The organism is Cellulosimicrobium sp. G4 BAM 1002, assembly GCF_057126935.1.
Genome location: NZ_CP182109.1, coordinates 907,705 through 933,920 on the forward strand (window position 1 = coordinate 907,705; position 26,216 = coordinate 933,920).

A 26,216-nucleotide genomic window follows, 5' to 3' on the forward strand; every position below is an offset into this window, starting at 1 on the left:
CGAGGTTGCTGTCGTTCTCGAGTGGAGAACGACAGCAACCTCATGCTCGGCACCGCGTCAGCGAGCGGCGAGGTGGGCCGGGTCGAGGTCGATCCGGCGCAGGAGCTGCGCGTTGAGCGCGACGACGACGGTCGAGACCGACATGAGGATCGCGCCTACGGCCATCGGCAGGATGAACCCGACCGGCGCGAGCACGCCCGCCGCGAGGGGGACCGCCGCGATGTTGTAGCCCGCGGCCCACCACAGGTTCTGCTGCATCTTGCGGTACGACGCGTGCGACAGCTCCACGATCGACAGCACGGCGCGCGGGTCCGAGCTCGCGAGGATGACCCCGGCCGACGCGATCGCGACGTCGGTCCCCGCGCCGATCGCGATGCCGACGTCCGCCTGGGCGAGCGCGGGGGCGTCGTTGACGCCGTCGCCGACCATCGCGACGACGCGGCCCTCCTGCTGCAGCCCGGCGACCTTGGCGTCCTTGTCCTCCGGGCGCACGCCTGCGAAGACCTGGTCGATCCCGAGCTCACGCCCGACCGCCCGGGCGACCGGCTCGGCGTCGCCCGTGATCATGACGACCTGGATGCCGCGCCGGTGCAGCGCGTCGACGGCCTCGCGCGACTCAGGGCGGATCTCGTCCGCGAGGGCGAACGCCCCGACGACCCGTCCGGAGCTCGGTCCTTCCCCGGCGGGGTCCGAGACGACGACGTGGAGGACGGTCGCGCCGTCACGCTCCCACGCCGCGGCGTCGGCCAGGGGATCGAGGCCACGGTCGCGGAGCAGGGCCGGGCCGCCCACCGCGACCCGGCGCTCGCCATCCGGACCGGGAACCGTGGCCTCGACGCCGACCGCCGTGAGCGACCGGAAGTCCGTCGCGCGCGGGACGTCGACGCCGTCCTGGGCGGCCCGCGCCACGACCGCCCGGGCGAGCGGGTGCTGGCTGTCCGCCTCGGCCGCGGCCGCGAGCGCGAGCAGCTCGTCCTCGGAGGTTCCTCCGGCCGTCGCGAGGTGCGCGACGACGGGCTCGCCCTTCGTCAGCGTGCCGGTCTTGTCGAAGAGCACGGTGTCGACCGTGCGCATGCGCTCGAGCGCGAGGCGGTCCTTGACGAGCACCCCGGCCTTCGCGGCGCGCTCGGTCGAGATCGAGACGACGAGCGGGATCGCCAGGCCCAGCGCGTGGGGGCACGCGATGACGAGGACGGTGATCGCCCGGACGAGCGCCTGCTCGGGGGTGCCGAGCACGAGCCAGAAGGCGATCGTGATCGCCGCGGCACCCAGGGCGTACCAGAACAGCCAGCCCGCGGCACGGTCGGCCAGGCGCTGGGTCTTCGTGGACGACGACTGCGCGTCCGCGACGAGCCGCTGGATCCCCGCGAGCGCCGTGTCCTCGCCGACGGCCGTGATCCGCACGCGCAGCGCGTCGTCGGTCGCGACGGTCCCCGCGACCACGGGGTCGCCGACGCCACGGCGTACCGGCCTCGACTCGCCCGTGATCATGGACTCGTCCACGTCGGCCGAGCCCGACGCGACCTCGCCGTCGGCAGGGACGCGCCCGCCCGGGCGCACGATCACGAGGTCTCCGACGCCGAGCTCGGTGGGGGAGACGGTCGTGACGGACCCGTCCTCGGCCACCCGCTCGGCCTCGTCCGGCAGGAGTGCGGCGAGCGAGTCGAGCGCCGACGCGGTCTGGGCGAGCGAACGCATCTCGAGCCAGTGGCCGAGCAGCATGATGACGACGAGGAGCGCGAGCTCCCACCACACGTCGAGGTCGTGCGCGAGCACGCCGAGGCTCGCGCCGAGCGAGGACACGAACGCGACCGAGATCGCGAGCGAGATGAGCGTCATCATCCCGGGCTTGCGGTCGCGCAGCTCGCTCACCGCGCCGGTGAGGAACGGGCGCCCGCCCCACAGGAAGATCACCGACCCGAGGACGGGCGACACCCACGGCACCCACGCGGCGTCCGGGAGGTCGTACCCGAGGAGCATCGCGAACATCCCGCTGAGCACGACCGTCGGGACCGCGAGCACGAGCATGATCCAGAACAGCCGCCGGAACTGGGCGACGTGGTCGCCGTGGCCCCCATGCCCGCCATGGCCGCCGTGCTCGGCGTGGCCGCCGTGGTCGCCGTGGTCGGCGTGCCCGGCCTGCGAGTGCTGCCCGGCGTGGCCGTGGTGCCCGCCGTGGTCGTGACCGGCGTGCTGGTCGTGCTCGTTCCCGACGGCGGTCGCGGACTCCGCGTGCGTCGTCGCCGCACCGTGGTGGTGCTCGGGGCCGTGCTCGTCCCCGTGCTCGTGACCGCTCCGGTGCTGCGTGTGGTCGTCCACCGTGCCTCCGTCTCTCCGTCGCATACCCCCTAGGGGTATTACCTCCGTCTGATCATGCACCCGTTCCGTCGAGAGGTCAAGGGTCCCCGGACATGGCTCGGCGGCCCGCGCACCGGCTCGGCAGGAGGAGGACTGCCGGGCCGGCGCACGGGCCGCCGAGGTGTGGGGAGGCGGGAGGGGCCTCGAGGGGACTACAGGTGGGGGAGAACGTGCCGGGCGTAGCGGTCGGCGACGGTCGCGACGACGTCGCGCGGGTCGGCGTCCCAGATCTCCTGGCGGAAGATCTCGGTCTCGACGTCGCCGGTGTACCCGGCCTCGGCGACCCAGCGGGTGATGGTCGGGAAGTCGACGTACCCGTCGCCGACGTGCCCGCGCGAGAGCAGCGCGTCGTCGGCGAGCGGCAGCACCCAGTCGCACACCTGGTACCCCGCGATCCGGCCCTCGGCACCGGCGCGGGCGATGCTCGCGCGCAGGTCCGGGTCCCACCACACGTGGTAGGTGTCGACCACGACCCCGACCGTCGAGGCGTCGAACGGTGCCGCGAGGTCGAGCGCCTGCCCGAGCGTGGAGAGCACCGCGCGGTCGGCGGCGAAGATCGGGTGCAGCGCCTCGAGCACGAGCCGCACGCCGTGCTCGGCCGCGAACGGCGCGAGGTCCGCGAGGCGGTCGGCCACGCGCCCGCGCGCGGCGACGACGTCACGGTCCGCCGGGCCGGCGTCGAGACGCGGTCCCTGCCCGGGGGTGGCGTTCGCCGGGAGCCCGCCGACGACGAGCACGAGCTCGCGCGTGCCCACGGTCGCCGCCTCCTCGATCGCCCGCCGGTTGTCGTCGAGCGCAGCGGCGACGGCGGCCTCGTCGGTCGCGGTGAGGAACCCGCCGCGGCACAGCGACGAGACGCGTAGCCCGGCGTCGGCGACGACCTGCGCCGCGCGGTCCGCGCCGATCTCCTGGACGCGGTCGCGCCACAGCCCGACGGCGCCGTACCCGGCCTCGGCGGCGAGCGCCACGGCCTCGGCGAGGGTCGCGTGCTTGACCGTCGCGGTGTTGAGCGAGCAGCGCGAGAGGTCGGGCGCCGTCATCGGGTGACCCCGTTCGCGTCGAGGAGCGCGCGGGTGCGGCGGGCCGCGACGTCGGGGTCGAGCAGGAGCCCCGCGCGGTCCGCGAGGCGCACGAGCGCGACGAGGTGCGCGAGCGAGCGCGCGGACTGCATTCCGCCGACCATCTGGAACCCGGGCTGGAACCCGTTGAGCCAGGACAGGAAGGCGATCCCGGTCTTGTACGACGACGTCGGCGCGGTGAACACGTGCCGCCCCAGCGCCTCCGTCGCCGCGAGGATCGCGTGCGCGCGGTCGGGGTGGCCAGTGTCGAGCGCCTGGAGCGCCGTCGACGCCGCGGGGTAGATCGCGGCGAAGATGCCGAGCAGGGCGTCCGAGTGCAGCCTTCCGTCGCCGACGACGAGCTCCGGGTAGTTGAAGTCGTCCCCGGTGTAGAGGCGCACGGGTCCGGGCGCGTCCGGGCCGGAGCCGGGGTCCAGTGCCGCGAGGCGTGCGCGCAGGCCCTTCTCGTGGTCGGCGTCGAGCAGCGACACCTTCACCCCGTCGACGCGGCCCTGGTGCGTGCGGATCAGGTCGACGAACACGTCCGTCGCGGCGGCGACGTCGTCGCCCGTGCCCCAGTAGCCGTCGAGCGCGGGGTCGAACATCGTCCCGAGCCAGTGCAGGATCACGGGGGCGTCCGCCTCGGCGAGCACCGCGTCGTAGACGCGCGCGTAGTCCTCGGGCGAGCGGGCGACGCGGGCGAGCGCGCGCGACGCCATGACGATCACCTGGGCGCCGGCGTCCTGCACGACGCGCACCTGCTCGCGGTAGGCGTCGGTCACGGCGTCGAGCGCCGCGCGGTCGCCGGGCGCCCACGACGCGACGACGGCGGGGTCGAGCTGGTCGGTGCCGGCACCGCACGCGATGCGTGCGCCGACCGAGCGCGCCTCGGCCGCGGACCGCCGGACGAGCTCCTGCGTCGCGGCCCAGTCCAGGCCCATGCCGCGCTGCGCGGTGTCCATCGCGTCGGCGACGCCGAGCCCGTGCTCCCAGATGCGGTGCCGGTAGGCGAGGGTCGCGTCCCAGTCGACGACGGCGGGCGCGCCCGGCACGTTCTCCGCACCGACCTGGGGCACGACGTGCGCCGCCGCGAAGGCGACGCGCGAGGTGAACGGGGCGGTCGGCGTCGTCCACGGGCCGGGGACGAGCAGCTCGCGCACCTCGGTGCCGGCCACGCGCCCGTCGTCGGCGAACCGGGGCAGGTGCACGACGGCGCCGCTCCCGTCGCGGTCGCGCAGCTCGCGCGCGCCGGGCAGCGTCACCGGACCGGCGGGGCCGGCCTGCGTCACCGCGCTCACAGCGCGATCTCCGGGACGTCGAGGCGGCGGCCCTCGGCGGACGAGCGCAGGCCCAGCTCGGCGAGCTGGACCCCGCGCGCGGCGGACAGCAGGTCGAAGCGGTGCGGGCGCCCGGCGTGGACGTCGCGCAGGAACTCCTCCCACTGGGCCTTGAAGCCGTTGTCGAGGTCGTCGTTCGCGGGGACCTCGAGCCACTGGTCGCGGAACGGCTCGGTGACGGGCAGGTCGGGGTTCCACACGGGCTTGGGCGTGTGCGCACGCTGCTGCGCGACGCACTTGCGGAGCCCGGCGACCGCGGAGCCGTGCGTGCCGTCGACCTGGAACTCGACGAGCTCGTCGCGGTAGACGCGCACCGCCCAGGACGAGTTGATCTGCGCGACGACCGGGTCGCCGCCCGGGGTCTCGATGTCGAAGATCCCGTAGGCCGCGTCGTCGGCGGTCGCGGCGTACTCGCGGCCCTGCTCGTCCCAGCGGGTGGGGATGTGCGTCGTGGTCCGCGCGGTGACGGACCGCACCGAGCCGAGGATGCCCTCGAGCACGTAGTTCCAGTGGCAGAACATGTCCGTCGTCATGCCGCCGCCGTCCTCGGTGCGGTAGTTCCACGACGGGCGCTGAGCCGCCTGGTGGTCACCCTCGAAGACCCAGTAGCCGAACTCGCCGCGCAGCGACAGGATACGGCCGAAGAAGCCCTCGTCGACGAGGCGGCGCAGCTTGACGAGGCCGGGCAGGTAGAGCTTGTCGTGGACGACGCCGGCCGTCACGCCGGTCTCCTCGCGCAGCCGCGCGAGGTCGACGGCCTCGGCGAGCGTCTCCGCCGTCGGCTTCTCGGTGTACACGTGCTTGCCGGCCTGCATGGCCTTGGTGAGCGTCTTGGCGCGCAGCGCGGTCATCGAGGCGTCGAACACGACGTCGACGGTCGGGTCGGCGATCGCGCCGTCGAGGTCCGTCGTCCAGTGCTCGACGTCGTGCTGCGCGGCGAGCTCGCGGAGCTTCGTCTCGTTGCGCCCGACGAGGACGGGCTCGACCTGGAGCCGCGTGCCGTCGGGGAGCTCGACGCCGCCCTGCTCACGGATCGGCAGGATCGAGCGGACGAGGTGCTGGCGGTAGCCCATGCGGCCGGTCACGCCGTTCATGGCGATCCGCAGGGTGCGTGTGGTGGTCATGGGTCGGCTCCGTCGTCGGTCGGGCGCCCGGCGTCCGTGCCGAGCGCGGAATGCGCTTTCCGCAAGCGTAGGGGAACCGATTTCTCGCGTCAACCGCGAGCTGCTTCCGGGGTGGGAGGGCCGAGGATGCGGTGCGGCGGGTCAGAGCGGCGGCGTGGACTCGCGGAGCACGACGGCGCCCCGCACCTCGACGCGGTCGTCATGCCGCGCGAGCGCCAGCGCCAGGGCGCGCTCGCCGACGTCGACCAGCGGGATGCGGACGGTCGTCAGGGCCGGCGTCACGTCGCGAAGGGTCACGATGTCGTCGAAACCGGCGACCGCGACGTCGTCGGCCACCCGCAGCCCCGCGTCGCGCACGGCGGCCATGGCGCCCACCGCCATGACGTCGTTCACGGCGAAGACCGCACGCGGCCGGGCGTCGCCGACGGCACTGTCGGCGCGGTCGCCACCGCCCCCGTCCGTGGGGCCGACCCGGCTCAGCAGCTCGGCCATCCCGTGGTACCCGCCGTCGCGCGTGAACGCGCACTCCACGACCGCGGCGTCGCCGACCGCGCACCCGAGCTCCCGCAGCGCCGTCGTGAAGCCGCGGGCACGGTCGAGGGCCGTGCGGTGGCCGGCGGGCCCGGCGAGCACGCCGAACGACCGGTATCCCAGGCCGTGCAGCGCCCGCGCGAGATCCGCGGCGCCCTCCGCGTTCGCGATCTCGACCGCGGGCAGGTCGCCGATCGGCTGCCCGACCACCGACACCCCGCCACCGGTCTCCCGGTAGCGCTCCAGCGCCTCGCGCAGCGCGTCGTCGAGCGGCGCGCCGCCGGCGGACGGGCCGAGGCGCCCACCGCCGAGCACGATCGCGCGTGCCCGCTGCCGGTCCATGAGCTCGACGAACGCGAGCTCGCGCTCCGGCGAGTGCTGCGTGCTCGTCAGCGTGACGAGGAGCCCCTCGCGCTCCGCGGCGTCCGTGATGCCGGCGGCCAGCGAGGAGAAGTACGGGTCGGCGATGTCGTGCACGACGAGCCCGACCGTCGTCGTGCGTCCGCGGGCCATCGCCTGTGCGCTGGGATCGGGGGAGTAGTCGAGACGGCGGGCCGCGGCGAGGACCTTCTCCCGCAGGTCGGGGCGCACCGTGCGGGTCGCGCTCCCGTTGATGGCGCGCGACGCGGTCGCGAGCGAGACGCCGGCCGCGCGGGCGACGTCGCTCAGGGTGGGTCCGGGCACGGGCCCAGGCTAGCCGGACCGGCTCCGCAGGACGTGTGGGCCTCGCCGCGCACGGCTACGGTCGGATCGCGGCGCCGCCCTCGTGGCGGCCGCCCGTCCGATCCCGAGGAGGCCCGCATGCCCGGAAGCACCCACGCGGCGACCCGTCCCCGCCGCCCGGGGTCGACCAGCCCGTCGTCGCTCGTCGTCAGGGCCCTCGCGCTCGGCGTCGCGGCCGGCTCGCGCAGCACGCTCGGTGTGGCCGCCCCGGTGCTCGGTGGGCCCGCCGAGGGGACTCGCCCGGAGCGGACGGGGGCCGTCCGCGTCGGCGGGGTCGTCGCCGTCGCCGCGGTCGTCGGTGAGACGGCCGGCGACAAGCTTCCGACGGCGCCCAGCCGCCTCGCCCCGCCCGGCCCGGTGTTCCGCCTGGCGAGCGGCGCCGTCGGGGGCGTGCTCCTGGCCCGGCGCCGTGGGGCGCCGCGCTCCGCGGTGGCCGCCGCCGCGCTGGCAGGGATCGTGGGGTCGGCCGCCGGGACGTGGGGCGGCGCGGCCTGGCGGGGGCTCGCCGCCGGCAAGCGCCCCGACTGGCCGGGTGCCGTCGCCGAGGACGTCGCCGCGCTGGCGCTCGCGGCGTGGGCCGTGCGTCCCTGACCGACCGGTGCCGAACCCGGGGTTGCCGGGCACGACCGGGCCCCGGTGACCAGAAACCCGGGGTTCGGCCGGTGGCCGCTCGCGTCTGCCGCCCTCAGGCGTTCGGGATGCTCGTCACCGTGGTGAGCAGGAACGCGGAGTCCTGGAGCGCGCTCACGGCGTGCCGCTCGTGCGTGAGCACACGCAGCTCGCCCGCGCCGAGCTCGACGTCGCCCTCGCCCAGGGCGGTGACACGCACGCGCCCGCGCAGGACCTGGATCGACGCCGCGGGCGGCGAGTTGTGCTCGCCGAGCTCGACGCCCGCGCACAGCGCGAGGATCGTCTGGCGCAGCGGGCCGTCGTGCAGCACGACCTCGGCGCTGCGGCCGTTCGGGGCGCTGCGGGCGCTCGTGAGGTGCGCGTCGGTGAGAAGGTCGACGTTCGTCATCGGGGCTCCGACCTGTGGGGGAACCCCCATCATGCCGCGTCGCAGGGTCGTGGCACCTGCGGGTGGCACGGCGTGCCGGGGCGACGGACCGCAGCGCGGTCCGCAAGAGTGAGGGACATGCAGGTCGTCTCCGGTCTCCTCGGTGGTCTCGTCGCGTTCGTCGCCACCGCCGTGATGCTGGTGCTCCTGGCCGCGACGGCGCGGCGCGTCATGGGTGCCCCCGTCGGCTGGATCCGGTCGGGGGTCGTGTCGTTGGTCATGCTCTCGTTCGCCTCGTGGGCGCTGACGAGCGGCCTGCGCGACGCCGGCTGGTCGCGTCCCGACGGCACGCTCACCGTGAGCCCCGGCGTCGCGCTCGTGGCGGTCGCCCTCGCGTTCGCGTGGTCGTTCGTGCTGGGGCTGTGCGTCCTGCTCGTGCTCGAGCTGCTCGTACCCACGGGCTCCGTCCCGGGACCCTGGCGCGCGCTGCGCGGGATGCGCCAGGGGCGCCGGGAGACGCGGCGCTACGCGCAGATCCTCGCGATCGGCGCCCGGCACGGGCTCGGCGGCGCGCTCTCGCGCGGGGCGCGCCAGCCCGACGGGTCGCGGCTCTCGCGCACCGACCAGCGCCGCCAGGCCGCGGCGCTGCGCGACGCCCTGAGCGACGCGGGCGTGACGTTCGTGAAGTTCGGCCAGGTGCTGTCCACGCGCCGCGACCTGCTGCCCGCGACGTTCGCCGACACGCTCGCGACGCTCCAGAGCGACGTCCCTCCGGCGCCGTGGTCGCAGGTCGAGGCGGCCGTGACCGTGGCGCTCGGGCTCCCGGTCGACGAGGCCTTCGCGGAGTTCTCCGCGGAGCCGCTCGCGTCGGCGTCGGTCGGCCAGGTGCACGCGGCGCGCCTGCTCGACGGGCGCGACGTCGTCGTCAAGGTCCAGCGGCCCGGGGCGCGGGCCCAGGTCGAGACCGACCTGGCGATCCTCGGCCGGCTCGCGCGGCGCATCGAGCGCGACACCGCGTGGGGCCGCTCGCTGGGCGTCGTCGACCTCGCCGACGGTTTCGCCGCATCGCTGCGCGAGGAGCTCGACTACTCGGTCGAGCTGGAGAACACCGTCGCGCTGCGCGCGGCGCTCGCGGGCACCGAGAGCTCCGGCGTCTTCGTCCCCGAGGTCTACCCCGAGCTCTCCCGGCCGACGCTGCTCGTCATGGAGCGGCTCGACGGCGTCCCGGTGGGGCAGGCGGCCGACCTCCTCGCACGGCTCGACGACGAGACGCGGTCGGCTCTTGCGTCCCGGCTGCTCGCCGCGACGCTCGAGCAGGTGCTCGTGGCCGGGACGTTCCACGCCGACCTGCACCCGGGCAACGTCCTCGTGACCGACGACGGCCACCTGGGCCTGCTCGACATGGGTTCGGTCGGCCGGCTCGGCGAGCCCGAACGGCTGGCCCTCGCCGCGGTGCTGCTCGCCGTCGACGCCGACGACGCCGTCGCGGCGACGGACGCCCTCCTGGAGCTGCTCGACGCCCCGCCGGACCTCGACGTGCGGAGGCTAGAGCGCGCCGTCGGGCAGGTGATCGTCCGGTTCCGGGGTGCGGGAGCGAGCGGGGCGATGTTCACCGCGCTGTTCCGGCTCGTCACCGACGCCGGCCTCGCCGTCCCGCCGCAGGTCGCGGCCGCGTTCCGGACCTTCACGTCGCTCGAGGGCACGCTGCGCCTGCTCGACCCCTCCTTCGACCTCGTGGCGGGCGCACGCCAGACCGCGCAGCCGCTCGTGCGGCGCGTCGTGACGACGGAGAACCTGCGCAACCGGGCGACGAGCCTCTTCCTCGGACTCGCGCCCGAGCTCGAACGACTCCCACGGCGCCTCGCGAAGATCACGAGCGACGTCGAGGCCGGACGGCTCACCGTGAACGTCCGGTCGTTCGCGCACCCGGAGGACCGCGCGTTCCTCGCGGGCCTCGTGCAGCAGGTCGTCTCCACGGTCATCGCCGCCGCCGCGGTCGTCGCGGCCGTCGTGCTGGTCTCCGCGGACAGCGGCCCCGTGCTCGCCGAGGGCCTGCGGCTGTTCGCGGTGCTCGGCGCGGCGCTCGGGTTCGTCGGCACCGTGCTGGCCGTGCGGGTCCTCGTCTTCGCCTTCCGCGGGTCACCGGGGGCGACGACCCGGACCTGACCCGACCCCTGGTCTGAGTCGGTTCGACGCGGCACGTCGAGAGACAAGCTCGCCTCACGTTCTGGATGCGGTGGGCTCTGCCCCCGACGTCACGACCGATCCGTGCTCGACGTCGCCGCGTGCATCAAGCAGGACCCGAACGGCGCCGATCCAGACCAGCGCAGACCCGAGAAGGTGCAGCACGACGGCGAGCTCAGGCAGGCCGGACGCCACCTGGAAGACTCCGACCGCTGCCTGGGCGGCGAAGAGCAAGAGGAACACCGTCGTGCGCCAGTGCACCCTGGCGCTGGCGGTGTGCCGGCTGGCGAACCACAGCGCGAGAGCGACAATCCCGGCGAGGACAGCCGCCGCGCCGTGCAGGACGGTGACGGCGGTCCAGTCGAACGGCATGCGCGGGACGTCTGCTGAGTCGCCGGCGTGAGGCCCGGTCCCAGTCACCAACGCCCCCAGGACCACGAGCGCAGCCGTGGCGACCAGCAGGACGCCGGTGAGCCGCCGGACCCTCGGGTCTGAAGCCTCCGGCCGGCGGGCGGCCCCACGCGCCCGCACCTTGTGCCATGTCACGGTGGCTGCGGTCACGAGGAGCATCGCGGCGAGGAAATGGCCGGCGACCACGTAGGGGCTGAGGCGGGTCCACACGGTGATCCCCCCGACGACCGCATTCAGCACGATGACCCAGAACTGCGCCCATGCCCATCGGGTGATGATCGGGTCCGCGTCCCGCTGCAGTCGGGCGACGACGATGAGCCATCCGACGATCACGCACAGAACGATCGCCAGAAGCCGGTTGCCGAACTCGATCAGGCCGTGCACGCCCATCTCAGCGGTGGGGGCCAGCGTTTCGGCGGTGCAGTTCGGCCAGGTGTCGCAGCCGAGACCAGACCCGGTGACGCGGACGATCGAGCCGGTGACGACGATCATCACACTGGCCGCCAGAGCCGTGCCGGCCGCGATCGTCAGGTTGGTGGGTCCGAACTGGACCCGGTCAGCGAGCCAGCTCAGGGGCGTCTTCATCAGTCGGGCTCCGTCAGGGTGAATGGCAGCCGGGCCGGCAGGCGCCCAGCGATGTCGGCCCACGATATTCGTGGAGCACGAGATCGACGGCCCACTCGAGCCCTAGTCCGCGGCGGTCGAACGGGCACGCGAGTCGAGCTACCGGTCATGATCCCGCGGGGTGTGACGGGTCGTCGCCGCGGCGTCGCGTGACGTGGTTGCGCGTGCGAAGACCGCGGCGAGTGCCGCGGACCCGAGGGCCTGGTAGGCGAACCACACCTCGCCGCCGACCTCGGAACCGCCCCTCGCGAGCACGACGGCCAGGACCGTGGCGACGAGCCAGCCGGTGTCGTAGGCCACGAGGTACGTGACATGCGGTCGGACGTCGGAGCTCCTCACCGCGAACGCGACCTCGCACGCACCGCACACGACGAGGGCCGCGGCGGTCACCAGCACGAGCCACGGGGAGACGCCGAGACGGTCGGTGAGCATCGGGAGCAGCGCGGTGACGCCGGCTGCCGTGACGATCTTGAAGACCCCGTCCGCGACGAATCCGACGCGGAAGCGGCGGTCGGTGGTCGCGCGGCTCATGCTCGCCCCTCCGCGTGGCGGCGAGCCGGTCGTCCGCGGCTCGGCAGTCTTGCGAGACCGTAGGCGGTCCCACGTGTCTCCGGGCTCGTCGCGACGGCGAGCAACGCCGCCGCGAGGTCCGCACGCCGGACGGTGGCGATGGAGTTTCGCTCGGGGACGAGCCGGTAGCCGGCGGCCGGCCTGTCGACGAGGTAGCCCGGCCGCAGGATCGTCCAGTCGACCTCGTCGTCCGCTGCGCGCAGCACCTCCTCCATCGCCTCGAGGTCGGCGTAGACGAGCGGGCCGGACCGGCGCACGTACGGCCGTACCGTCTTGCGGAACCACCACGGCTCGCCGGCCCCAGAGCGGAGCGCCGGCGAGGCGGACACCGCCACGATCCTCCGTACGCCGCGGCGGCCCATCGCCGCGAGGAGGTTGGCGACGCCGTCGGCACACACACGCGTGGGGTCCTGGTACGACCGCTTCCCGAGGACGGACACCACGGCGTCGGCGTCGTCGGGCAGCTCGAGACCCCGACCGGTCACGACATCGGCCGCCTGGACCTGGGCCTCGTCCGGGCACGCGTACCGGGACTCGTCGCGCACCAGGGCGGTCACCCGGTGCCCGGCGTCGAGCGCCTGCTGGACCAACAGCGTGCCCGTCGCTCCTGACGCGCCTGCCACGACGAGATGCATCTGGCCTCCGGTGTTCGCGGGTGCCCCGGTCAGCGTCGAGGCACTACTCAAGTTTGTCTAATCATCGGACGCGGCGACGCGACTGGTCAAACTTGATGAGAAACTCGGGACGGGGTGGAACAGGAGGACGTATGACGGCGACACGACTGCTCATCCTGGGAGCGGTGCGCGAGCGGGGGAGGGCGCACGGCTATCAGGTGCGGCGCGATCTCGAGTCGTGGGGAGTGCACCTGTGGGCGAGCATCCAACCGGGGTCGATCTATCACGGCCTGCGGCGCCTGCACGACGACGGCCTCCTCGTCGAGGTCGAGGCGTCGCCGTCCGCAGGACCGTCGCGCACCGAGTACGCCGTGACCAGAGCCGGGCACACCGTGTTCCGCGAGATGCTCGAGGACGCGCTCCGCTCCGCCGACGGCTCGATCGCCGAGACCATCGCCGGTGTCGGCTTCATCACCGAGCTTCCGAGGTCTCGCGCAGTCGAACTGCTGCGGATGCGCGTGGAGGCGTTCGAGCGACGGCGCGCCCGGGTCGTGAGCGTGTACGAGCAGGATCCCGACGGCGACTGGCAGCACCACGCCGAGGCCGTACGCCTGTGGGCGCACACCGCCGACGCCGCTGTCCGGTGGACCCAGGGTCTGATCGAACGCCTCGAGGGCGGCGCATACGCGATGGCGGGCGAGGGGGACACGCTGCCCGACTCGTGACCGACGGTCATCGAAGACCGGCTCGAGCGCCGCGTCTGAGCGCTGAGTCCCTTTCTGACCAGCACGGACGACACGCCGCAAGACGCCTTACGTCAGCAGGTCGATGACGAACCCGGCCTCAGTCGCTGTGCGTCAGCCGCTCAAGCTCGGCGCTGGAGCGCTGCGCGGCCCAGACTGCGCATGCGCGTGACACGGATGAGCCCGAGCTACCCGACGTCAGTCGCCCGAGGGGTGCGTCGCGTCCGGCGGGCGGACGACGGTCACCGGGCAGTGCGCGTACTCGATCGCGTGCCGGCTCACGGAGCCGAGCAGGAGTCGGTCGAACCCGCCGATGCCCCGGTTTCCGAGCACGAGCCGCTCGGCGTGCGACGACGCCTCGATGAGTCCTTTCGCGGCGGCGACGTGACGCACGCTGCGCACGACGCGCTCTTCGGGCAGGTCCACCCCGGCCGCCTCGAGCGCGGCGTCGAGCTTCTGGGTGGCGAACTTCTCGTAGTCGTCGATCGGAGGCGCCCAGCCCCACGAGTCGGGCAGCGGCGCGAGCGACACGATCTGCCAGCAGAACAGCGCCTCGAGCGTCGCACCGGTCCGCCGGGCGACGTCGGCGCCGTGCCGCAGCGCGTGCAACGACGTCGACGACCCGTCGATCCCGACCACGACGGGCCGCCCGTGGTCGTGCCGCACGTCGGGCGTGCCGCGCACCACCGTCACAGGGACCGTCGCGTGCTGCACGACGGCGGTCGGCACCGACCCGAGGACCATGCGCCCGAGCCGTCCGCGGCCGCAGCGCCCGACGACGAGCAGGTCGGCGCCGTCGGCGGCGACCGGAGCGGTGCTCCCGTCTCCACGAGGTCTCTCGCCGTGCTCGTCCTCGTGCTCCTCCTCGTGGACCGCGGCCAGGTCCCTGCCGGGCTCGGCCAGCGCGAGGAGCGCGGTAGCGGGAGCGCCGGGCTCCACGCGGGCCGTCACCGTGACGGCGTCCGGTGCCAGTCCCGTGCGGCCGCGGGCCGCGTCCACCCACTCCTCGACCACGGCGCGCTTGCGCTCCACGGCCGCCTCCGGGCCGTCGTCGTGCGCGTCCTGGCGCCCCGGCTCCCAGGCGAGGGCCGCGACGAGCGGCACCCCGCGGTCCGCGGCCTCGCGCAGCGCCCAGTCGAGCGCGCCTGCCGACTCCTCCGAGCCGTCCACCCCGACGACCACGCCACGCATCCCGCCACCTCCCGCTCGGTCGGTCCGTCTGGTCCGACCCTAGGGCCGCGAGCGCCGCAGCGCCCGGGACGAGCGTCCCGAGCCGCCCCGACCAGGGGCCCTTGTCCCAGATCCGTCTCCGGACCGTCTCAGAACCGCGGGCTCTCCTGCTCGTGGAGGATGTTGCGCAGCGGGCGGGTCACGACGTCGACCCGGCCCAGCAGGTCCGACGGGCCGGAGACCACGAGCGCCCGGCCGCCCATGGGGACGTACACCGCGGACCGGTCGCGGACGGCGACGTGCAGGCACGGTCGTGGCTCGCCGTCGACCACGTACGTCGCGCGCTCGAGCGGTGCGTCGTCGACCTCCTCGACGATCGCGCGCATCGCGGCGCGGTACTCCTGGTAGGAGTCGAGGAAGTCGTCGTCGCCGGGGTTGTCGGAGTGCAGGGGCGCCGCGAGGGCGCCGCTCAGGGCGGTGCGCACGATGTCGGCGGCCTCCTCGTCGTGCGCTGCGAGGACCCGCAGCGTCTCGACGTCGAGCGTCTCGCCCGAGAACGACATGTAGGAGCGCAGGAACCGCTCCTCCGCGGGGTCGTGCGCGCCGCGTCCCGCTCCCGTGAGGGTCTCCTCGTCGAGGTCGAGGCCCCAGGTCAGCGGGTCGTCGACCTCGCCGACGTTCCCCCGGAACCTGTCGACGACCTGCTCCCAGGTCGCGGGCGCGCCCGCCGGACGGGCGTGCGGACGGGCTTCGCGGGCCGCGTCGTCGTGAGGTCCGGCGGCCGACTCGGAGGGCTTGGCGGCCGACGTCGTGGGGTCCTCGGGCTGCTGGTCCGGCTGCTGCATCGCTCTCGCCACCCTTCTGGCCGTCCGTGCGGGCCGTACTGCCGAGCCTGCCCGGGCCTTGAGCCGGGGTCAACGCCCGCGGTGCGTGTCGGCCCGGGTGATCCTCGCAGGTCACGGTCTGGCACCACTTTCACGCCCCTGGCGAACAACGGCATACGGAGGGGGTGTGCCTCGTTGGGAGCGCATAGAGTCAATGCGGTCAGGCTGTACCCGTCGATCCGACGGTGCGCAGGTGTACGCCGCTCGTGAGGAGCAGCACATGTTCGAGAGATTCACAGACCGAGCCCGTCGGGTCGTCGTCCTTGCCCAAGAAGAGGCACGGATGCTCAACCACAACTACATCGGCACCGAGCACATCCTCCTCGGCCTCATCCACGAGGGCGAGGGTGTCGCGGCCAAGGCGCTGGAGTCCCTCGGGATCTCCCTCGACGGCGTCCGCACCCAGGTGACCGAGATCATCGGCGAGGGCCAGCAGGCCCCGAGCGGGCACATCCCGTTCACGCCGCGTGCCAAGAAGGTGCTCGAGCTGTCGCTGCGCGAGGCGCTGCAGCTCGGCCACAACTACATCGGCACCGAGCACATCCTGCTCGGCCTCATCCGTGAGGGCGAGGGTGTCGCCGCCCAGGTCCTCACCAAGATGGGTGCCGACCTCAACAAGGTGCGCCAGCAGGTCATCCAGCTCCTGTCCGGCTACCAGGGCAAGGAGCCCGTCGCCGCGGGCGGACCCACCGAGGGCCAGCCGTCCGGCTCGGCCGTGCTCGACCAGTTCGGCCGCAACCTCACGCAGGCTGCGCGCGAGGGCAAGCTCGACCCCGTGATCGGGCGCAACCTCGAGATCGAGCGCGTCATGCAGGTGCTGAGCCGTCGCACCAAGAACAACCCGGTGCTGATCGGCGAGCCCGGCGTCGGCAAGACCGCCGTCGTCGAGGGCCTCGCGCAGGACATCGTGCGCGGCGACGTCCCCGAGACGCTCAAGGACAAGCAGCTCTACACGCTCGACCTGGGCGCGCTCGTGGCCGGTTCGCGCTACCGCGGTGACTTCGAGGAGCGCCTCAAGAAGGTGCTCAAGGAGATCCGCACGCGCGGCGACATCATCCTGTTCATCGACGAGATCCACACGCTCGTCGGTGCGGGTGCCGCGGAGGGCGCGATCGACGCGGCGAGCATCCTCAAGCCGATGCTCGCCCGCGGCGAGCTGCAGACCATCGGCGCGACGACGCTCGACGAGTACCGCAAGCACGTCGAGAAGGACCCGGCCCTGGAGCGCCGCTTCCAGCCGATCCAGGTCGCCGAGCCGTCCCTGACGCACGCGATCGAGATCCTCAAGGGCCTGCGCGACCGCTACGAGGCGCACCACCGCGTGTCCATCACGGACTCCGCGCTGGTCTCCGCGGCCACGCTCGCCGACCGGTACATCAACGACCGGTTCCTGCCCGACAAGGCGATCGACCTCATCGACGAGGCGGGCGCGCGCCTGCGCATCCGCCGCATGACCGCCCCGCCGGAGCTCAAGGAGCTCGACGAGGAGATCGCCGAGGCGCGCCGCGAGAAGGAGTCCGCGATCGACGCGCAGGACTTCGAGAAGGCCGCCGGGCTGCGCGACACCGAGAAGCAGCTCACGGCCAAGCGCGCCGACAAGGAGAAGGCCTGGAAGTCGGGCGACCTCGACACGGTCGCGGAGGTCGACGAGGAGCTGATCGCCGAGGTCCTGGCCATGGCCACGGGCATCCCGGTGTTCAAGCTCACCGAGGAGGAGTCCAGCCGCCTGCTCCACATGGAGGACGAGCTGCACAAGCGCGTCGTCGGCCAGGAGGCCGCGATCAAGGCGCTGTCGCAGGCCATCCGCCGTACGCGTGCCGGGCTCAAGGACCCCAAGCGCCCGGGTGGGTCGTTCATCTTCGCCGGCCCGACCGGCGTCGGGAAGACCGAGCTGGCCAAGGCGCTCGCCGAGTTCCTCTTCGGGGACGAGGACGCGCTCATCCAGCTCGACATGTCGGAGTTCTCCGAGAAGCACACCGTCTCGCGGCTGTTCGGCTCGCCCCCCGGCTACGTCGGGTACGACGAGGGTGGCCAGCTCACCGAGAAGGTGCGGCGCAAGCCGTTCTCGGTCGTCCTGTTCGACGAGGTGGAGAAGGCCCACGCGGACATCTTCAACTCGCTCCTGCAGATCCTCGAGGACGGTCGTCTGACCGACTCGCAGGGCCGCGTCGTGGACTTCAAGAACACCGTCATCATCATGACGACCAACCTCGGCACGCGGGACATCGCGAAGGGTGTCCAGACCGGCTTCAACGCCGGCGGCGACCTGGTGACGTCGTACGAGCGCATGAAGGCGAAGGTCAACGACGAGCTCAAGCAGCACTTCCGGCCTGAGTTCCTCAACCGCGTCGACGACGTGGTGGTCTTCCCGCAGCTCTCGCAGGACGAGATCATCCAGATCGTCGACCTCATGATCGCCCGTCTCGACGGTCGACTGCGGGACAAGGACATGGGCATCGAGCTCACCCCGGCCGCGAAGCGTCTGCTGGCCGAGAAGGGCTACGACCCGGTTCTCGGCGCCCGTCCGCTGCGCCGCGCCATCCAGCGCGACATCGAGGACGTGCTCTCCGAGAAGATCCTGTTCGGCGAGCTCAAGGCCGGCGAGATCGTCCTGGTCGACGCCGAGGGCGAGGGCCTGCTCGGGGAGTTCACCTTCCAGGGTGTCTCCAAGGGCGAGCACGACCGCGGCCCGGTGAGCGTGGGTGCGGCCGCCGCGCTTGACGCCCCCACCGGCGTGTCCGTCCGCGACCTGCCCCCGACGGGCGAGCTGCAGGCCGGCGCGGAGTAGTCCGCGACCCGGCAGCCGGTCCGACCGGCACCGCCTGACACACGGGCCCCGATCCTCCTCCGGGGGGGTCGGGGCCCGTCGTCGTCCGCGCCCGGGGAGAACCGTGGTCACGTGAGACAGAACCCTGGTCGCGCGAGGTAGAACCCTGGTCCGCCGAAGTAGAACCGTGGTCGTGTCGGACGGCGCGTGCGGCTGGGGTGTCGGGGTGGGTGGGGGCGCCGCGTCTTCCATCCGCCGCTCGTTCCTCGCGGCTCCCGCCAGGCCCTCCACGACGCGGCGCCCCCACCCACCCCTCCGGCGTCGTCGCGCCCTGGTCGTCGCTCACCTCGGGCGACCGCCCGGGTGCCGGGCTACGCCGGCGAGCGGGCTCACCCGCGTGCGGCCGACGGGCAGGGCAGCCCGTGCGGCGGGGTCCGGCCTGCTCGACCATCCCGTGCGCGCGCGACTCGCGCTCCCGACCCCCGCGTCGTCGTCGGACCACGCCTCTGTCTCGGCGGACCAGGGTTCTATCTCGGGCGACCAGGGTTCTATCTCGCGCGACCAGGGTTCTACCTCGTCGGTCCGATCGGGGGCCGGGCCACGGCACGGGTGAGGTGGTGGGCTGAGCGGTGGGGGTGGGCTCGGATGCGAAGGGGCGTCAGAGCCGCGCTCCCAAGACCCACGGCCGAAAGACCGAGGTGACGGCGCGGCAGCCCCGAGCACCGAGACCACCCCCACCGCGGACCCGCCCGCGCGGGTCTGAGACCCGATCCCCGCGGACCTCGGCCACGACCCGCGTTGCACGGCGTTACGTCTGTCCCCTGGGTGAGACGCTGCGGTCGGAGCCTTCCCGGGGTGCGGGCACGCTGGCACAGTCGCCCGCATGCAGACGACACCCGGGGGCCATGTCGTCGTCCCCGCCGCCGACGCCGGGCGCGTGCCCGGCCTCGCGTGTCGCAGCGCAAGCCCGTGTCGTCCGACCGCGTGTCGTCCGACCGCGTGTCTCTGAGCGCGTCCACGCGCTGACCGACGGCCGCCCACGGCCGCCGTCGGACCTTCCCCACCTCACCGCCCTGCACGGCTCCCGCACGTCTTCGTGCGCTCCCCGAGAGGACTCCGTCATGCCCGCACACCTGCACACCCGTCCGTCCGCGTCGCCGCCCGGCCGGCGCCGGAGCGTCGCGCTCGCGCTCGGCGTCGTCGCGCTGCTCGCCACGGGCGCGTGCAGCGCCGCCGAGGCGTCCGGCGAGGCCGACACGTCCGGCGCCGGCACGCTCGCGCCCGACGCCGAGCTCCCCACCGAGGTGCCCGAGGGCACCGTCCTGCGGATCGGCGACCCGACGACCCAGAAGGCGTTCGAGCTCGCCGGTGACGAGCTCGACAGCGACTTCTCGTTCGAGGTCGAGTGGGCCAACATCTCCGGCGGGCCGGCCACGACCGAGGCGTTCCGGGCCGACTCGCTCGACATCGGCGCCGTGGCCGAGATCCCGCCGATCCATGCGACGTGGACGGGTCTGGACGTGCAGATCTACGCGTCGATCGACCGCGAGAACTGGGAGGACGCACCGATCTACGAGTTCGCCGGGGCTCCGGGTGTCGAGCTCGACTCGCTCGAGGACTTCCGCGGACACCGCATCGCGTTCAGCCCGGGCCAGGCGCAGGGCGCGATCGTGCTCAAGGCCCTCCAGGAGGCCGGTCTCACGCAGGACGACGTCGAGCTCGTCGAGCTGCCGAGCACGGGTGACGTGTACTCGACGGCGCTCGCCGCGGGCGAGGTCGACATCGCACCGCTGGGCGGCACGCAGCTCTTCCGCTACCTGGGCACGTACGAGGCCGACGGCGCGACGTCGGTCAAGCACCACCTGCGCGACGACGCCTCGCACCTCTACGGACCGACCGACGTCGTGCGGGACCCCGCCAAGGCCGCGGCGCTGCGCGAGTACGTCGCCGCGTGGGCCGCGGCGAAGGTGTGGATCGACGAGCACCCGGAGGAGTGGAAGCAGGGGTACTACATCGAGGACCAGGGGCTGAGCGAGGAGGACGCGCAGTACCTCGTCGACCACGCCCCGGTCCCGGACATCCCGTCCGACCTCACCGAGGGCATCGAGCGCACGCAGGCGACGATCGACCTGCTCGCGACCGAGCTCGACCAGGAGCCGTTCGACGCGACCGACCTGTTCGACGAGCGCTTCGGCCCCGTCGCGGGCGAGGCCGCGACGGCGGCGCGGGACGGGGGCGCGCAGTGAGCGCGGCGGTCGTCGACCGGGTGGACCTCGCGGTCCCGAGTCGCGGCGACGCCCCTGCGGCCGCCACGGACGTGCGCCCCGGCGGCACGCGCCTGGGGCTGGGCCGCCCGATCCCGCTCGCCGCGCTCGTCGGGGTCACGCTCCTCGTGGGGGTCTGGTCGCTCGGGTCCGCGACCGGGCTCATCGACCCGCGCGTGCTCTCGGCGCCGTGGACCGTGGTCACGACGGGTGCCGAGCTCGTCGCGAACGGCAAGCTCGGCGCGCACCTCGGGGTGTCCCTCACGCGCGCGGCGCTCGGCCTCGCGTTCGGCATCGTCGCGGGCGTCGTGCTCGCGCTCGCCGCCGGGCTGAGCCGGGTCGGCGACGCCGTGCTCGACGGCCCGATCCAGGTCAAGCGCGCGATCCCCAACCTCGCGCTCCTGCCGCTGCTCATCCTGTGGTTCGGGATCGGCGAGGAGATGAAGGTCATCACCATCGCTCTCGGGGTCTTCATCCCCATCTACCTGCACACGCACAACGGGCTGCGGGCGATCGACAGCCGATACGTCGAACTGGCCGAGACGGTCCAGCTCTCGCGGTGGCAGTTCGTGCGCCGTGTCATCCTGCCGGGCGCGCTGCCCGGGTTCTTCCTCGGGCTGCGGTTCGCGGTCACGGGGTCGATGCTCGCGCTCGTCGTCGTCGAGCAGGTGAACGCGACGGCCGGCATCGGCTACATGATGGAGCTCGCCCGGACGTACGGGCAGACGGAGATCATCCTCGTCGGCCTCGTGGTCTACGGCGTGCTGGGCTACTCCGCGGACCTCGGCGTCCGCCTCCTGCAGAGGAGGGTGCTGTCATGGCGGCGCACGCTGGAGGACTGACCGGGACGAACCCGACGGCGGCCGGTCCAGCGGTCCGGGTCCGCTCGCTCGTGCGGTCGTACGGCGCGAAGCGGATCCTCGACGACCTGGACCTCACCGTGGACGACGGCGAGTTCGTCGCGATCCTGGGCCGCTCCGGTTCGGGCAAGAGCACGCTCCTGCGCGCGCTCGCGGCGCTCGACCACGGGGTCGACGGCTCGGGCGAGGTCGTCGTGCCTGACCAGGTGTCCGTCGTCTTCCAGGACTCGCGCCTCCTGCCGTGGGCGCGCGTGCTGGACAACGTGGTGCTCGGGCTCGACGGCAGGTCGCGAGGCCGGTCTCGGGCCGCGGCTCGCGACGCGGGCCGCGCGAGCCTCGCCGAGGTGGGGCTCGCGGGACGCGAGCGGGCGTGGCCCAACGAGCTCTCCGGCGGTGAGCAGCAGCGCGTGTCGCTCGCCCGCTCGCTCGTGCGCTCCCCGCGGCTCCTGCTCGCGGACGAGCCGTTCGGGGCGCTCGACGCGCTGACCCGGATCCGCATGCACGCGCTGCTGCGCGACCTGTGCGCGCGGCACCGCCCCGCCGTCCTGCTCGTCACGCACGACGTCGACGAGGCGATCGTCCTCGCGGACCGCGTCGTCGTGCTCGACGAGGGACGCATCGCGGCCGAGCGCCGCATCGACCAGAGCTACCTCCCCGGCGAGGCACGTGATCCCGCCGACCCTCGCTTCTCCCGGCTGCGCACCGAGCTGCTCGACGCGCTCGGCGTGGTCCGGGACGACAGGAAGGACACCGCCGCATGACCCACCGAACCACCGGGCACCGACCCGGACGCCTGCACCTCAACGCGTTCCTCATGAGCACAGGCCACCACGAGGCGTCCTGGCGGCTGCCCGAGAGCGACCCGTCGTGGACGTCGACGAACATCGCGCACCTGCAACGCCTCGCGCAGACCGCCGAGGCGGGCAAGCTCGACTCGATCTTCTTCGCCGACGGTCCGGGGCTGCGGTCCGACGTCGGGCGGCGCCCGGCCGGGTCGCTCGACCCGCTCATCGTCCTCACCGCGATCGCGGCCGTCACCGAGCGGATCGGGCTCATCGCCACCGCCTCGACGACGTACAACTCGCCGTACAACCTCGCGCGGCGGTTCGCGTCGATCGACCACGTCTCGGGGGGACGGGCCGGGTGGAACGTCGTGACGACGGCGGGGCCGGACATCGCGCGCAACTTCGGGCTCGACGACCAGCCGGCCCACGCGGCGCGGTACGAGCGAGCCGCGGAGTTCCTCGATGTCGCGTTCCAGCTGTGGGACTCGTGGGAGGACGACGCCGTGCTCGCGGACAAGGCCGCAGGCTTGTGGGCGGACGCGAGCAAGATCCACGCGCCCGGCCACGTCGGCACGCACTTCTCCGTGCACGGCGCGCTCACCACGCCGCGCTCGCCGCAGGCGCGGCCGCTCATCGTGCAGGCCGGGTCGTCGGAGGACGGCAAGGACCTCGCGGCGCGCTACGCCGAGGCGGTGTTCACGGCGCACCAGACGCTCGACGATGCGCAGGCGTTCTACCGCGATCTCAAGGCGCGGGCAGCCGCCGTGGGTCGCGACCCGCAGACGGTGAAGATCCTGCCCGGCATCGTCCCCGTCATCGGGTCGACCGAGGCGGAGGCGCTCGCGAAGGAGCGCGAGCTCGACGAGCTCATCGTCCCCGAGTACGCGCGCGCCCAGCTCGCGAAGACGCTGCGCCTCGCGCCCGAAGACCTGCCACTCGACCGCGAGCTGCCCGCCGACCTGCCGTCCGAGGACGAGATCGAGGGTGCCAAGAGCCGGTACACGCTCGTCGTCGAGCTGGCCCGTCGGGAGCGGCTCACGGTGCGCGAGCTCATCGGGCGCCTCGGCGGAGGGCGCGGTCACCGCACGTTCGCCGGCACGCCCGAGCAGGTCGCCGACGCGATCCAGGACTGGTACGACGCCGAGGCCGCCGACGGCTTCAACATCATGCCCGCGGTGCTGCCGTCGGGGCTCGAGCAGTTCGTCGAGCACGTCCTGCCCGTGCTTCGCGGACGCGGCCTGTTCCGCGAGGAGTACGAGGGCCGCACGCTGCGCGAGCACTACGGGCTCGAGCGCCCGGCCAACCGGTACGCCACGCCGTCGGGCCCGCTACAGGGGACGTCGCCGCAGGTGCCGTCCCGCGACCTCGAAGGAGTCCTCGCATGAGCGCCGCCGCCGAGCACCTCTGGTACATCCCGAACCAGGTGCGGCCGGGGCACCGCGGGGACGACGTCGTCGACGACCACAACAGCCTCGACACGCTCACGAGCCACGCCGTCGCGCTCGAGCGGCACGGTTGGGACGGCGCGCTGCTCGGGACGAGCTGGGGGCGTCCTGACACGTTCACGGTCGCGACGGCGCTCGCGGCCCGCACGACGACGTTCCAGCCGCTCGTCGCGGTCCGGCCCGGGTTCTGGCGGCCCGCGCACTTCGCGTCGGCCGCGGCGACGCTCGACCACCTCAGCGGGGGTCGCCTGCTCGTCAACGTCGTGTCGGGCACCGACGGGCAGGAGGCCTACGGGGACGGCGAGGCCGACCCGGTGCACCGCTACGCCCGCACGCGCGAGTTCCTCCAGATCGTGCGCCGGCTGTGGACGCAGGAGGAGGTCACGTATGCGGGTGACCACTTCTCCGTGACGCGGTCGTCGCTCGGGCCGCGGCCCGTCGTGCGTGAGGGCCGCGCGCACCCGCGGATCTACTTCGGTGGGGCGTCGGAGGCCGCGGAGCGGGTCGCCGCGACCGAGGCCGACGTGCAGCTCTTCTGGGGCGAGCCGCTCGACGGGATCGCTGAACGGATCGACCGGTTGAGGCGGCTGAGCGCCGAGCTCGGGCGCGAGCACGCGCCGCTCGAGTTCGGACTGCGGATCACGACGTTCGTACGCGACACCACCGAGGAGGCGTGGGCCGACGCCGAGGCCACCGTCGCACGGCTCGCGGCACGTGCCGAGCGGGGGGACGCCTGGTCCGCGCGGGACCGCGGGGGCCGTGCCGCCGTCGGGCAGCAGCGCCTGCTGGACCTCGCCGCGCGCGGCGAGGTGCTCGACGAGAACCTGTGGACGACGCCCGGCCGCTTCGGCGGCGGGGGAGCGGGCACCACGTGGCTCGTCGGGTCGGCGCAGGACGTCGCGAAGTCGCTGCGTCGCTACAAGGACCTGGGCGTCACGCACTTCGTCCTCTCGGACACGCCGTACCTGCGGGAGATCGAGCGACAGGGCGACCAGCTGCTCCCGCTCCTGCGTGGCTGAGGGGTGAGTCCCATCTCGTGGCGGCAGCGGTCGAAAAGCGCGGACGTACGGCCCGGCCCGGAGTACCGTCCGGACGTGAACCAGAGCCAGCTCGACGACCTCATCGCCCGCCTGCGCGCCGCCGGGTGCGTCTTCGCGGAGGACGAGGCCGCGCTCCTCGCCGAGCGGGCCGACGACGCCGCGCACCTCGAGGCGCTCGTCGCGCGCCGCGTCGCGGGGGAGCCGCTCGAGCACGTGCTCGGGTACGTCGACTTCCACGGGCTCCGGGTCGCCGTCGCCCCCGGGGTGTTCGTGCCGCGCCAGCGCACCACGCTGCTCGTCGACGAGGCGGTCGCGCTCGTGCGTCGCGCCGGGGGCGCGGCCTCCGACCCGTCGCCCGACGGTGCACCGGACGGTAGGCCCGACTGGTCGTCGGTCGTCGTGGTCGACCTGTGCTGCGGGGCCGGGGCGCTCGGCCTCGCGGTCGCGACGGACCTTGCGCGGAACCACGCCGTCGCGCTGCACGCGAGCGACGTGGACCCGGCCGCCGTCGCGTGCGCGGGGCGGAACGTCGCGACGGTCGGCGGTACCGCGTACGAGGGTGACCTCTTCGCCCCGCTCCCCGGCGGTCTGCGGGGCCGCGTGGACCTGCTGCTCGCCAACGTGCCGTACGTCCCGACGGCCGAGATCCCCCTCCTGCCGCGCGAGGCGCGAGACCACGAGGACCACGTCGCGCTCGACGGCGGCGGAGACGGGCTGGACGTGCTGCGCCGCGTCGCGGCCGAGGCGCCGGAGTGGCTCGCGCCCGGCGGTCACCTGCTCACCGAGTCGGGCGAGCGGCAGGCGGCGGGCGCCGTCGCCGTCCTCGAGCGCGCGGGGCTCTCCGCGCGCGTCGTCCGGGACGAGGAGATCGGTGCGACCGTCGTCGTCGGGACGCGTCCTGCCGAGACGTGAGAACGGGACAGGTCAGGTGGGCCGTCGGCCGCGACGATCGAGGTCGCCGACCCGCGAGCCTGACACCTACGCCGAGGCCGGGCGCAGGAGCGTGCGGATCTCCTTCTCGGCCTGGACGGGGGACAGGGCACGGCACCCGAGCGAGACCCAGTGGCGCACGAGTGCCGGCTCCGCGCGCAGGAGCGCCCAGCCGCGGCGCACGAGCGTGAGCGGCGGCTTGCGCATCTCCGCGAGGTCGCGCAGCAGGCGGAACCAGAAGGAGACGAGGCGTGGGCGGCGCAGGCAGATCGCGTCGGCCAGGACGTCCTCGGCGCGGCACGCCGCGACGATCTCCGCGGCGAAGATGCCCTCCGCGAGGACGATCCGCGAGCCGGTCACGTCGAGGTGCGTCGTCCCGGTGCGGCGCGACGTCGGGATGTCGTACACGGGGACGTCGGCGTGCCCGGTGCGGGCGAGCTGCACCAGCGCCGCGACGGCGCCGTCGGCGTCCCACGACCGGGGGTCGTCCCAGTCGACGATCCCGAACCGCTGCGGCAGACCGGGATGGTCGTGGTCGAGGTAGAAGTCGTCCAGCGCGACGACCGGCAGCCCGAGGCGGCGCGTGAGCGACGTCTTGCCCGAGCCGGACGCGCCCGTCAGGAGCACGACGCGCGTCGGGACCTCGCGCGAGCCGGGCGGGAGGTCGAAGAGCGCGGGGTCCGCGCCGTGGTCGTCGGTCGCCTGGTCCGCACCGGCGCCGGCCGGGCCTCCGTCGTGCTGAGGGTCGCTCACGGGACCCCATTCTCGCAGTGCGCGCGGGAGGTGGCGCCCTCGCC

22 protein-coding genes are annotated in these 26,216 nt (G+C 73.8%); 10 read left to right on the forward strand and 12 right to left on the reverse strand.

Annotated features, from left to right (window positions below):
- Positions 1–57 precede the first annotated feature (57 nt).
- From ACMXGY_RS04255 to ACMXGY_RS04275, 5 genes are all read right to left on the reverse strand, one after another.
- Positions 58–2,343, reverse strand: a complete 2,286-nt coding sequence (locus ACMXGY_RS04255) for a heavy metal translocating P-type ATPase (protein WP_483775642.1) — start codon at positions 2,341–2,343, stop codon at positions 58–60.
- Positions 2,344–2,510: 167 nt separating this feature from the next.
- Complete coding sequence (locus tag ACMXGY_RS04260) at positions 2,511–3,398, reverse strand: sugar phosphate isomerase/epimerase family protein (RefSeq protein ID WP_483775643.1); 888 nt, start codon at positions 3,396–3,398, stop codon at positions 2,511–2,513.
- A complete protein-coding gene (locus tag ACMXGY_RS04265; RefSeq protein WP_483776782.1) occupies positions 3,395–4,591 on the reverse strand; it encodes a dihydrodipicolinate synthase family protein in 1,197 nt (398 codons plus the stop codon). The genes ACMXGY_RS04260 and ACMXGY_RS04265 overlap by 4 nt, the downstream gene beginning before the upstream one ends.
- A 119-nt stretch (positions 4,592–4,710) precedes the next feature.
- On the reverse strand, positions 4,711–5,877 hold the full coding sequence (locus ACMXGY_RS04270; protein ID WP_483775644.1) for a Gfo/Idh/MocA family protein: 1,167 nt from the start codon (positions 5,875–5,877) through the stop codon (positions 4,711–4,713).
- Positions 5,878–6,018: 141 nt separating this feature from the next.
- A complete protein-coding gene (locus ACMXGY_RS04275) occupies positions 6,019–7,092 on the reverse strand; it encodes a LacI family DNA-binding transcriptional regulator (RefSeq protein ID WP_483775645.1) in 1,074 nt (357 codons plus the stop codon).
- Between the two features lie 117 nt (positions 7,093–7,209).
- Here ACMXGY_RS04275 and ACMXGY_RS04280 point away from each other — a divergent pair, with 117 nt between their 5' ends.
- Positions 7,210–7,722, forward strand: coding sequence for a hypothetical protein (locus ACMXGY_RS04280; RefSeq protein ID WP_483775646.1), 513 nt, complete (start codon positions 7,210–7,212; stop codon positions 7,720–7,722).
- A gap of 94 nt (positions 7,723–7,816) precedes the next feature.
- Here ACMXGY_RS04280 and ACMXGY_RS04285 read toward each other — a convergent pair whose 3' ends face one another.
- Complete coding sequence (locus ACMXGY_RS04285; RefSeq protein WP_483775647.1) at positions 7,817–8,149, reverse strand: cupin domain-containing protein; 333 nt, start codon at positions 8,147–8,149, stop codon at positions 7,817–7,819.
- A gap of 117 nt (positions 8,150–8,266) precedes the next feature.
- On the opposite strand from ACMXGY_RS04285, the gene ACMXGY_RS04290 reads away from it, so the two are divergent.
- Positions 8,267–10,294 (forward strand): ABC1 kinase family protein, encoded by a 2,028-nt coding sequence (locus tag ACMXGY_RS04290; protein ID WP_483775648.1) that lies wholly within the window; start codon positions 8,267–8,269, stop codon positions 10,292–10,294.
- A gap of 54 nt (positions 10,295–10,348) precedes the next feature.
- Here the strand turns inward: ACMXGY_RS04290 and ACMXGY_RS04295 are convergent, their stop codons facing one another.
- The 3 genes from ACMXGY_RS04295 to ACMXGY_RS04305 all read right to left on the reverse strand — a co-directional run bounded on the left by ACMXGY_RS04295 (position 10,349) and on the right by ACMXGY_RS04305 (position 12,552).
- The gene (locus tag ACMXGY_RS04295; RefSeq protein WP_483775649.1) at positions 10,349–11,308 is read right to left on the reverse strand and encodes a COX15/CtaA family protein; all 960 of its coding nucleotides are present in this window, start codon (positions 11,306–11,308) and stop codon (positions 10,349–10,351) included.
- Positions 11,309–11,446: 138 nt separating this feature from the next.
- Positions 11,447–11,878: a hypothetical protein gene (locus ACMXGY_RS04300; RefSeq protein ID WP_483775650.1), complete on the reverse strand. Its 432-nt coding sequence runs from the start codon at positions 11,876–11,878 to the stop codon at positions 11,447–11,449.
- Positions 11,875–12,552, reverse strand: a complete 678-nt coding sequence (locus ACMXGY_RS04305) for an NAD(P)-dependent oxidoreductase (protein ID WP_483775651.1) — start codon at positions 12,550–12,552, stop codon at positions 11,875–11,877. The genes ACMXGY_RS04300 and ACMXGY_RS04305 overlap by 4 nt, the downstream gene beginning before the upstream one ends.
- A 131-nt stretch (positions 12,553–12,683) precedes the next feature.
- Between ACMXGY_RS04305 and ACMXGY_RS04310 the strand changes: the two genes are divergently transcribed.
- Entirely contained in the window at positions 12,684–13,256 is a 573-nt protein-coding gene (locus ACMXGY_RS04310) for a PadR family transcriptional regulator (RefSeq protein ID WP_483775652.1), read from the forward strand.
- Positions 13,257–13,472: 216 nt separating this feature from the next.
- Here ACMXGY_RS04310 and ACMXGY_RS04315 read toward each other — a convergent pair whose 3' ends face one another.
- On the reverse strand, positions 13,473–14,465 hold the full coding sequence (locus tag ACMXGY_RS04315) for a universal stress protein (RefSeq protein WP_483775653.1): 993 nt from the start codon (positions 14,463–14,465) through the stop codon (positions 13,473–13,475).
- A 128-nt stretch (positions 14,466–14,593) separates the two neighbouring features.
- On the reverse strand, positions 14,594–15,289 hold the full coding sequence (locus ACMXGY_RS04320; protein ID WP_483775654.1) for a hypothetical protein: 696 nt from the start codon (positions 15,287–15,289) through the stop codon (positions 14,594–14,596).
- Positions 15,290–15,548: 259 nt separating this feature from the next.
- Between ACMXGY_RS04320 and ACMXGY_RS04325 the strand changes: the two genes are divergently transcribed.
- From ACMXGY_RS04325 to ACMXGY_RS04355, 7 genes are all read left to right on the forward strand, one after another.
- Entirely contained in the window at positions 15,549–18,116 is a 2,568-nt protein-coding gene (locus ACMXGY_RS04325) for an ATP-dependent Clp protease ATP-binding subunit (RefSeq protein WP_483775655.1), read from the forward strand.
- Positions 18,117–19,216: 1,100 nt separating this feature from the next.
- Positions 19,217–20,341: an ABC transporter substrate-binding protein gene (locus tag ACMXGY_RS04330; protein WP_483775656.1), complete on the forward strand. Its 1,125-nt coding sequence runs from the start codon at positions 19,217–19,219 to the stop codon at positions 20,339–20,341.
- Positions 20,338–21,201: an ABC transporter permease gene (locus ACMXGY_RS04335; RefSeq protein ID WP_483775657.1), complete on the forward strand. Its 864-nt coding sequence runs from the start codon at positions 20,338–20,340 to the stop codon at positions 21,199–21,201. The genes ACMXGY_RS04330 and ACMXGY_RS04335 overlap by 4 nt, the downstream gene beginning before the upstream one ends.
- Positions 21,177–21,980 (forward strand): ABC transporter ATP-binding protein, encoded by an 804-nt coding sequence (locus tag ACMXGY_RS04340; RefSeq protein WP_483775658.1) that lies wholly within the window; start codon positions 21,177–21,179, stop codon positions 21,978–21,980. The genes ACMXGY_RS04335 and ACMXGY_RS04340 overlap by 25 nt, the downstream gene beginning before the upstream one ends.
- Positions 21,977–23,389 (forward strand): LLM class flavin-dependent oxidoreductase, encoded by a 1,413-nt coding sequence (locus tag ACMXGY_RS04345; protein WP_483775659.1) that lies wholly within the window; start codon positions 21,977–21,979, stop codon positions 23,387–23,389. Before ACMXGY_RS04340 ends, ACMXGY_RS04345 begins: the two co-directional genes overlap by 4 nt.
- Positions 23,386–24,468, forward strand: coding sequence for an LLM class flavin-dependent oxidoreductase (locus tag ACMXGY_RS04350; protein WP_483775660.1), 1,083 nt, complete (start codon positions 23,386–23,388; stop codon positions 24,466–24,468). Before ACMXGY_RS04345 ends, ACMXGY_RS04350 begins: the two co-directional genes overlap by 4 nt.
- Positions 24,469–24,543: 75 nt before the next feature.
- A complete protein-coding gene (locus tag ACMXGY_RS04355; RefSeq protein ID WP_483775661.1) occupies positions 24,544–25,401 on the forward strand; it encodes a methyltransferase in 858 nt (285 codons plus the stop codon).
- A gap of 66 nt (positions 25,402–25,467) precedes the next feature.
- Here the strand turns inward: ACMXGY_RS04355 and ACMXGY_RS04360 are convergent, their stop codons facing one another.
- Positions 25,468–26,172, reverse strand: coding sequence for a uridine kinase family protein (locus ACMXGY_RS04360; protein WP_483775662.1), 705 nt, complete (start codon positions 26,170–26,172; stop codon positions 25,468–25,470).
- Between the last annotated feature and the right edge of the window lie 44 nt (positions 26,173–26,216).

Excerpts from the sequence above, each read along its gene's own strand:
- ACMXGY_RS04255 (WP_483775642.1), bottom strand. The coding sequence starts at position 2,343 with ATGCGACGGAGAGACGGAGGCACGGTGGACGACCACACGCAGCACCGG.
- ACMXGY_RS04260 (WP_483775643.1), bottom strand. The coding sequence starts at position 3,398 with ATGACGGCGCCCGACCTCTCGCGCTGCTCGCTCAACACCGCGACGGTC.
- ACMXGY_RS04270 (WP_483775644.1), bottom strand. The coding sequence starts at position 5,877 with ATGACCACCACACGCACCCTGCGGATCGCCATGAACGGCGTGACCGGC.
- ACMXGY_RS04280 (WP_483775646.1), top strand. The coding sequence starts at position 7,210 with ATGCCCGGAAGCACCCACGCGGCGACCCGTCCCCGCCGCCCGGGGTCG.
- ACMXGY_RS04285 (WP_483775647.1), bottom strand. The coding sequence starts at position 8,149 with ATGACGAACGTCGACCTTCTCACCGACGCGCACCTCACGAGCGCCCGC.
- ACMXGY_RS04290 (WP_483775648.1), top strand. The coding sequence starts at position 8,267 with ATGCAGGTCGTCTCCGGTCTCCTCGGTGGTCTCGTCGCGTTCGTCGCC.
- ACMXGY_RS04295 (WP_483775649.1), bottom strand. The coding sequence starts at position 11,308 with ATGAAGACGCCCCTGAGCTGGCTCGCTGACCGGGTCCAGTTCGGACCC.
- ACMXGY_RS04300 (WP_483775650.1), bottom strand. The coding sequence starts at position 11,878 with ATGAGCCGCGCGACCACCGACCGCCGCTTCCGCGTCGGATTCGTCGCG.
- ACMXGY_RS04305 (WP_483775651.1), bottom strand. The coding sequence starts at position 12,552 with ATGCATCTCGTCGTGGCAGGCGCGTCAGGAGCGACGGGCACGCTGTTG.
- ACMXGY_RS04310 (WP_483775652.1), top strand. The coding sequence starts at position 12,684 with ATGACGGCGACACGACTGCTCATCCTGGGAGCGGTGCGCGAGCGGGGG.
- ACMXGY_RS04315 (WP_483775653.1), bottom strand. The coding sequence starts at position 14,465 with ATGCGTGGCGTGGTCGTCGGGGTGGACGGCTCGGAGGAGTCGGCAGGC.
- ACMXGY_RS04320 (WP_483775654.1), bottom strand. The coding sequence starts at position 15,289 with ATGCAGCAGCCGGACCAGCAGCCCGAGGACCCCACGACGTCGGCCGCC.
- ACMXGY_RS04325 (WP_483775655.1), top strand. The coding sequence starts at position 15,549 with ATGTTCGAGAGATTCACAGACCGAGCCCGTCGGGTCGTCGTCCTTGCC.
- ACMXGY_RS04330 (WP_483775656.1), top strand. The coding sequence starts at position 19,217 with ATGCCCGCACACCTGCACACCCGTCCGTCCGCGTCGCCGCCCGGCCGG.
- ACMXGY_RS04340 (WP_483775658.1), top strand. The coding sequence starts at position 21,177 with ATGGCGGCGCACGCTGGAGGACTGACCGGGACGAACCCGACGGCGGCC.
- ACMXGY_RS04345 (WP_483775659.1), top strand. The coding sequence starts at position 21,977 with ATGACCCACCGAACCACCGGGCACCGACCCGGACGCCTGCACCTCAAC.
- ACMXGY_RS04350 (WP_483775660.1), top strand. The coding sequence starts at position 23,386 with ATGAGCGCCGCCGCCGAGCACCTCTGGTACATCCCGAACCAGGTGCGG.